General features: G+C 62.0%; 6 protein-coding genes. 1 reads left to right on the forward strand and 5 read right to left on the reverse strand.

The genetic code is table 11. The features are described from left to right. Nucleotides 1-529: 529 nt before the first annotated feature. From GF399_05250 to GF399_05265, 4 genes are all read right to left on the reverse strand, one after another. On the reverse strand, nucleotides 530-1,147 hold the full coding sequence (locus GF399_05250; protein ID MBD3399721.1) for a hypothetical protein: 618 nt from the start codon (nucleotides 1,145-1,147) through the stop codon (nucleotides 530-532). Further along, nucleotides 1,147-1,662 (reverse strand): hypothetical protein, encoded by a 516-nt coding sequence (locus GF399_05255; GenBank protein ID MBD3399722.1) that lies wholly within the window; start codon nucleotides 1,660-1,662, stop codon nucleotides 1,147-1,149. The genes GF399_05250 and GF399_05255 overlap by 1 nt, the downstream gene beginning before the upstream one ends. Before the next feature lie 14 nt (nucleotides 1,663-1,676). Further along, entirely contained in the window at nucleotides 1,677-1,865 is a 189-nt protein-coding gene (locus GF399_05260) for a hypothetical protein (protein ID MBD3399723.1), read from the reverse strand. 1,057 nt (nucleotides 1,866-2,922) lie between these two features. Next, entirely contained in the window at nucleotides 2,923-3,669 is a 747-nt protein-coding gene (locus GF399_05265) for a hypothetical protein (protein ID MBD3399724.1), read from the reverse strand. Between GF399_05265 and GF399_05270 the strand changes: the two genes are divergently transcribed. Further along, nucleotides 3,620-5,638, forward strand: a complete 2,019-nt coding sequence (locus GF399_05270; GenBank protein ID MBD3399725.1) for a T9SS type A sorting domain-containing protein — start codon at nucleotides 3,620-3,622, stop codon at nucleotides 5,636-5,638. The genes GF399_05265 and GF399_05270 overlap by 50 nt on opposite strands. A 239-nt stretch (nucleotides 5,639-5,877) precedes the next feature. Here the strand turns inward: GF399_05270 and GF399_05275 are convergent. Next, nucleotides 5,878-7,233 (reverse strand): T9SS type A sorting domain-containing protein (locus GF399_05275; GenBank protein ID MBD3399726.1); only part of this gene is annotated, 1,356 nt, incomplete at its 5' end.

Below are 7,233 nucleotides of genomic sequence, written 5' to 3' on the forward strand. Positions count from 1 at the left end.
AATACAAACTGGCAAGAATCGCAAGCTTTTTTTTCAAAAGGCCGGAACATAATTTCTCATTTACCATATGCTAAAATAATATAATCTCTTATCTTGTTTTAATCACACTGATAATTTCTCCCTCCCGCCGTTTCGTCTGTAGGGCTGAAGTCTGATAACTGGCGTTGTGAATGCCAATGACTGCAAATTCATACCAGAACACCGCACCAATGTACAAATTCACAAATTCTAATTTATTCGTAATCATTATTGTGCTATGTCCGCAAAAGCTTATCGTATCGACATCTGACGATTCTACATGATACAATGTAAATTATGCATTGGATATGCCGTGGGGTCAAAAACGAACTGAGACGAGACACCGCGCCACCGTCGGGCTTCACCACGCTGAGCGATATCCGGCCCGATCGATTACATCAACGGTACGTCGCCGGGACGGTACGTCGCCGGCGGCGGGGACGAACCAGAAAAAACCCCGGGGTTGACCCCGGGGTTGATGTGCGGTCGTTGACCGCTCGGACGCTGCGGGTTAATCCTGGCGCGGCACGGCGACGAACTCGCAGCAGTCGTCGCCCTTGGCGATGCACTTGGTCTCCTCGGCCTTGAAGGTGCCCAGGTTCTCCGGGCCGATGCCTGCGCCGTAGAGCAGGTCCATGAAACCGGCGGTCACCCCGGCCAGCATATAGCAGACACCGTGATCGCTCTTGCCGTAGCGGGAGCGGTAACCCTGCTCCTCGTAACCGCCGCGGGAGCGCAGCACCAGCTTCTTGCCGGGCTCCAGTTCGCCGAACTCGACCTTGGCCCAGCCGAGGGCGTTCTCGACGGCCACCAGCCCCTTGACCTTGTCCTCTTCGTTCTCGATCATCGGCTCGACGAGGGCTTTCCACTCGTCGGAACTCATGATACCGAAGAAGGTGTTGTTGGCGCAGTCCTGGGCGGCGTAGATCAGCAACTCCCGGGCGATGGGGGCGAAGTCGGCGCCGTGGGAATCGATGATCGCTTTCTCGAACTCGAAGGAGAAGTTGTTGTAGTAGTCGACGTGGGTGTTGTTGAGCAGAACGCCGAAGCGCCGGATCAAGCCCTTGTCGTCCCCCTGCAGTTGGAGGCCGTGAACACCCTGGATGATTTGTTGTTCGTCGATGGCCATCAGCCCACCTCCACCTGGAATGTGCTCAGCTCATCGCCCTTGGCCAGGGATTTTTCCTGGGTGACCGCGTAGGCCCCCTTGTCTTTGCCGTAGGCCTTGGCCAGGGCGCCGGCGATGAAACCCCGGGCGAGGTAGTCCACCGGTTGCTTGCTGGGTTTATCGTACTTGACCTGCCAGCCGTTGCCGATATGCGAATGCGCGACCTTGACCTCGCCGCCGTTTTCGCCGACGCCGCCGAAGTCGATGCTGCCGAAGCCCAACTGGGCGAACATGCCGCGGGCGGTGTCCAGCACCTCGCCGGGATCGCCGCCGGGCTGTTTGTCCAGCAGTTTGTGCGTCATCTCCGCGGCCGCCTCGGTCATGATCCGTCCGCCGTCGATGTATTCCTGAGCGTCGAGGACCATCCGGACGAACCCGAGGTTGTAATGCTGGCAGTGGAGCACCACGTGCTCGCCGTCCATGGTTATCCGGTTCTTGCCCGGATCGTATTCGACCTTGGGTGAGTATTCAGCCATGTTTGCTCCTTGATTTAGGGAATATCATCGGTTTCCAGGATGAACATCGCCGCCATCCGGACCTTATTGATGATGTCCGGGTCATCGGGGATCTCCATCGCCTCTGGTCGGGTTATCTTGGTGACCATCGCCAAACGCATCACGTCGATAAACTTGCCGCGATTCTTGACGAAGTCGTAGATCTCCTTCAGTTTCTCTCCCATCGGGATCTCCTTGATTGGCTGGTAATTGCTATCTGTCGCGCATGCTTCGACAGGTCTGTTTGCTGCGCGGTGGTCGAGCGGCTGGCGGCGACACGGCTTGTCAACGGCTGTGGCGAGGTTTCCCCCCTGGGACTCCTGTTCGATCGCCGCCAGGAGCACCGGTGACGGCTCGACTGACCCGCTATTCGCTGGACAATGCCAAAATGGATATAGTGCAAGAAGTGTGCCAATGATTTACCAGTGGGCTGGATAGGCACACCGCCGCAGTTGGGCCATCTCAACAATGGCGTAAAAGCAAACCTTTATGCAGATTGCAATGTCAAGTTGCCGCCAGGTGTGCTTTTTGACAGGGTAAGACTGGTACTATTAACGAGTTAGCTGTTAAGGCGAGTATATTGAACACCATCAACGGTGGGACCCGTTCTTGACCGAGAGGGCGGAGTCCAACTTGGTCGAGCCGCCGCGAGCAGCCAATGGTGAAGCAAACCCGCCGCAAACCGCGTTTTCGAGGCGGCCTGCCCGGTTCGTCACTCCCGGGCGACACGTCTTTTCAATAACCCGGGGCTGTTGTACGTATCAAACCGGCCTGCCGACGGCACGACCCCGCTCAATCCGCCCGGGTCGGCCAGGTTGATTGCACTATCAGCGGCGGCCTTGCCGCCGGTTTGGTTCCCCGTTTGCGGAGGGCCTGCCCGGCTGATGTTGAACGGCAGCGCAGCCGAGACTGATCGGGCGGCTCCGGCTGTCGATGTCGGAATCGCAACGGAAACGTTTGAAAGACCCTGCTATTCAGCTAAAAAACCTGCGGCACAAAGGCCGTCTAGCGCCCGGAACAGCGCAAATCTTCCATGGGAGTAGTCTGCTGATTACCCGACCACAATCAGGTGAAGCGCCGTTGGTTTTTTCCATCTTTGGCGGGGCCGGTTGGTGGGCTAAGGAAGCCTGACCGATCACAGCGGGTTTGCGCCGATGACTTCGGGTGTTTTGTCGCCGGTTTCCGGCGTCGGCGCGGCGGCCCTTTTTCGGCTTGCGTCGCAGTATTATTTTTGCTATCAACTTATAATGATACCTTAAACTCAGACCGTCGAGCGACAAAACACGAATAGTGAGGTTCGAAGTGAGAAAAACCGCCCTGATAATCATCACCCTGCTGGTCGGTGTCGGTGTGGCGGCAAGCTACACCACCGTCGGCCACCAGGAGGTCGAGGTGCCCGAGACCGCCGTCGACGCCGCCTTTAGCGTTGTCGACGAACTCCTCGACGGCGACATCCTCAACAACCGCGTCTTCGTCCTGCCGCAGAAGCTCGCCGGCGGCAGCGTCGCCTTCTGGCACGACGAGATCGAGCTGCCCGACGAAGAGGGCTGGCTGGTCTTCCTCGACGAGAACCCCTGGGCCGAGTGGGAGCACCCCACCCGCTGCGCCTTCCATACCATCGACGGCGCGATCCACACCTGGGACGTCACCACGCCGCCCCGGCGCTACGGTGAGATGGTCGAACTCTCCGACGGCTCGGTCTACGAGGCCGATACCGGCTACTGGAAGCCGGACCTGGACTACTACCGCGAGCTGGGCGAGCGCTACCGGGCCCTGCATCCTGAGATGGCCGACCGCGCCGGCGAGAACTACGCCCTGTTCCTCTCCGGCGGCGCCGACGCCTCCAACAACCACCCCCGCTATTACAACAACATCGCCTTCTGCTACACCACCCTGGTCTGGGTCTACGGCTACGACGAAAACAACATCTACGTAGCTGATGTCCGACGGCGACGATCCGGGCGTAGACCGCTCCGACGGCAGCAGCACCCCGACGGACCTGGACGGCGACGGCGACAGCGATTACAGCGATCCCTGCGTTCACAGCTACGTCGACGCCTACTTCGACACCCTGGCCTCCGTCGTCACCGCCGAGGACAACCTGTTCATCTACACCACCGACCACGGCGGCGGTGGAACGACCGCCTACCTGAACCTCTGGAACAGGCAGCGCTACTACGATTACGAGATGCGGGCCAAGATCGACAACATCGACTTCGACACCTGCCTGGTCACCATGGGCCAGTGTCACTCCGGCGGCTTCGTCGACGACCACGACGACGTGGAGAACCTGGTCATCTCGACGGCCTGCCTGCCCAACGAACTCTCCTACGCCCACAACCTGTACACCCTGTACCTCCTCCACTGGACGGCGGCGGTCAACTGGTCCTATCCCGGCTGGCCCGCCGAATTCTACGACGGGGCCGACGTCGACGCCGACACCAACGACGACGATCTGATCAGCGCCTACGAGGCCTACGTCTTCGCCGACGACAACTACGACAGCTCCACCCCGATGTACAGCGACTACTCGGGCATCGGCGAGGAACTGACCCTCTGGGGCACCCGCCTCGACGGCCCCTTCTGCGTCCTCAACGACTACGACGTCCACACCCCGGCCGGTGAACCCTTGATCCCGCCGGGCGGCGAGGGCGAGATGGACGTCACCGTCGAGAACATCGGCGGCGAGGGCGCCGACAACGTCACGGCGACGCTGAGCTCGGACGATCCCGACATCACCGTCATCGACGGCGAGATCGACTTCGGCAGCGTCTCCGCCGGCGGCACGGCGGACTCCTCGAGCCCCTTCACCTTCGAAGCGGCCGCCGGCGCCCAGAACCCCCACTACTACCACCTGACCTGCGAGGTCTTCGCCGACGACGACCCGGCCAAGGAGTACGACGTCCTGGTTCCGGTGGGCGAGTTCGTCGCCGACTTCGCCGACGACATGGAATCCGGCGAGAACGGCTGGACCCGCGACACCAACTCCCTCTGGCACCTCGAAGACTACCGCTACCACAGCTACGAGTTCTCCTGGAAGTGCGGCGGTCAGGACATCGCCCGCTACCGCAACAATATGGAAGACCCCCTCTACTCGCCGCTGATCATCCTCAACCCGGACAACCCCACCCTGCGGATCTGGACCGATTACGACATCGAGGTCAACGATCACTGCTACGTCCAGTTCGGCAACGAGGTCGACGGCTGGGTCGACCTGGGCGATTTCACCGACGGTCAGCAGAGCTGGGCCGAGTACACCTACGACCTGGGCGACCACGCCGGTGAGCTGGGCTACCTGAGGTTCCTGTTCACCTCGGACGAAGACGGCACCGGGGTGGGCCTGTTCCTGGACGACGTGGAAATCTACCTCGACGACACCGAGGCCGAGCTGGTCGCCTTCGAGACCGCCTCCCGCGACGAGGGCCTGCTGCTGCACTGGGGTCTCGAGAGCGCCGCCGACGTCGCCCGCCTCGACGTCTATCGCGAACGGATCGTCGACGGTCTGCTCACCGGCGACGGCCGCAACCCGACGGAGCCGCTCAATGAGCTGCCCCTCGGCCCCGCCGCCTCCTACTTCCTCGACCGCGACGTCGAGGGCGGCGTCGAGTACCGCTACTACCTGCGGGTGACCGAGAACAACGGCTCCCAGAGTCTGTTCGGTCCCGTCGGCGCGACCTACGCCGACCCGCGGGTCGTCAACACCGCCCTGGCCGCTCCCTACCCCTGCCCCGGCGACGGTGTGGTGACCGTGGAGTTCGAGCTGGCGCGCAGCGGTGAGATCAGTCTCGCCGTCTACGACATCTCCGGCCGCCTGGTCGAGCAGCTTCTGACCGGCGAACAGCCCGCGGGCCGCCATCGCCTGAGCTGGAACGCAAGCGCTGTCGACGCCGGTGTCTACTTCCTGCGCCTGGAGGCCGACGGCGTCAGTGACACCCGCCGGGCGGTCATCTCCCGCTGATCGAACCCGCGACAACCAACGACGGGACGGCGCGGGCCGTCCCGTCTTATCTGGTTTGGTGATAACCGCGGACGTGTCCTCAGCCCCCGCACTGCAGGGTTATCGGTAAGCAATTGTCAGCGATTGATGATCGGCGATGGAGCACGGGCTCTCCAGCCTACAGTCCGCCGGCCCCCGGCCGGCAGATGGTAAGGGCGGGATTTCAATACCATCCGGGTGACGCGAATGCTAGTCGCGCCCTAGCGGCCGATGACCACCCGGCGGCTGAGCGCCGCGCCTTGCGTCTCCAGGCGCAGCAGATAGACCCCGGCTGATGCAGCGGAGCAGTTCCAGCTCACTTCGTGCCGTCCGGCGGGCAGCTCACCCTCGGACAAGACGGCCACCCGGCGCCCGGCCAGGTCGTAGACGCTCAGGCTGACGCGCTGAGCCTGCGGCAGCGTGAAAGCGATGCTGACGCTTCCCGACGCCGGATTGGGCCAGGGCTCGTCCAGGCTCAACCGGTTCGTTTGCTCCGGGGCGACAACAGCCGCCGTCGGCCCGAATCTTTGCACCTGGCCCGCGCTATCCGTGGCCTCCAGCCAGTAGACGTAGCTCCCGCCGGGCTCGACGCCCCGATCCAGCCAGCGGCTGGTCGCACCGGGCAGCGAGCCGCTGACGGCGACGGGATCGTCCACGCCGCGCAGGACGCGGACACCGGCGGGCATGTCGCCGGTGATGGTCCAGCCCAGCAGTACGCCGTCGGCGGCGGGCGACGCCGACAGCTCTACGCCGTCGAGGCCGACATCCTCCGGCACGTAGAAGCTCCAGGTCTCATTGGACCAGGTTTCGAGATAGCCGTCGGTGGCCACGACCTTCCAGTAGTAGGTCGTATCCGGGTCCAGCTCGGCGTCGCTGAACTGGTACTCGGAGTCGGTCAGGCCGCTGAGCTCCTCGTGGTGGGGATCGAAGTCGGACTCGGTCGAGTACCACAGATCGTAGGTGACGGTGGGATAGTCCGGAGCGTCTTCCCAGTCGCACAGGGGGTAGTCGGCCACGGTCGCGCCGTCACTGGGAGACAGCAGCGAGAAGGCCGGAGGAGCTGCATTATGCCAACTGTACTTGAGGTCGTCGTTGTCACCGTCGTAGTATGAGATATGCGGGTTGCCGCTGGAATCCAGCGCCAGGGAGGTGTAGTAGCCAACCCAACCACCCGTATCTACCCAATCGATCTCACAGCTCGAACCGTTCCAAGCGGCGTACTTCAGGTCGCTATTACCATAGTACGAGAGGTGCGGGTTGCCGCTGGAATCCAGCGCCAGCGAGGTGTGCCAACCGACCCAACCGTCCGAGTCCACCGTCTCGATCTCCCAGCTCGCGCCGTTCCAACGGGCGTACTTGAGGTCTCCGTTGGTATTGTTGAAGTATGAAATGTGCGGGTTATCGCTGGAATCAAGCTCCAGGGAGGTGTATTCGCCCACATCACCGGCCGAGTCCACCGTCTCGATCTCCCAGCTCGCGCCGGTCCAATGGGCGTACTTGAGATCGTCGTTGTTGACGTAGTAGTACGAGATGTGCGGGTTGCCGCCGGCATCCAGCGCCAGAGAGGTATAGTAGCC

The organism is Candidatus Coatesbacteria bacterium, from assembly GCA_014728225.1.
Taxonomy (GTDB): domain Bacteria; phylum RBG-13-66-14; class RBG-13-66-14; order RBG-13-66-14; family RBG-13-66-14; genus WJLX01.

Bases quoted from the DNA above. Each gene is read 5' to 3' on its own strand.
- GF399_05250 (MBD3399721.1), bottom strand. From the start codon at position 1,147: ATGGCCATCGACGAACAACAAATCATCCAGGGTGTTCACGGCCTCCAA.
- GF399_05255 (MBD3399722.1), bottom strand. From the start codon at position 1,662: ATGGCTGAATACTCACCCAAGGTCGAATACGATCCGGGCAAGAACCGG.
- GF399_05260 (MBD3399723.1), bottom strand. From the start codon at position 1,865: ATGGGAGAGAAACTGAAGGAGATCTACGACTTCGTCAAGAATCGCGGC.
- GF399_05270 (MBD3399725.1), top strand. From the start codon at position 3,620: ATGTCCGACGGCGACGATCCGGGCGTAGACCGCTCCGACGGCAGCAGC.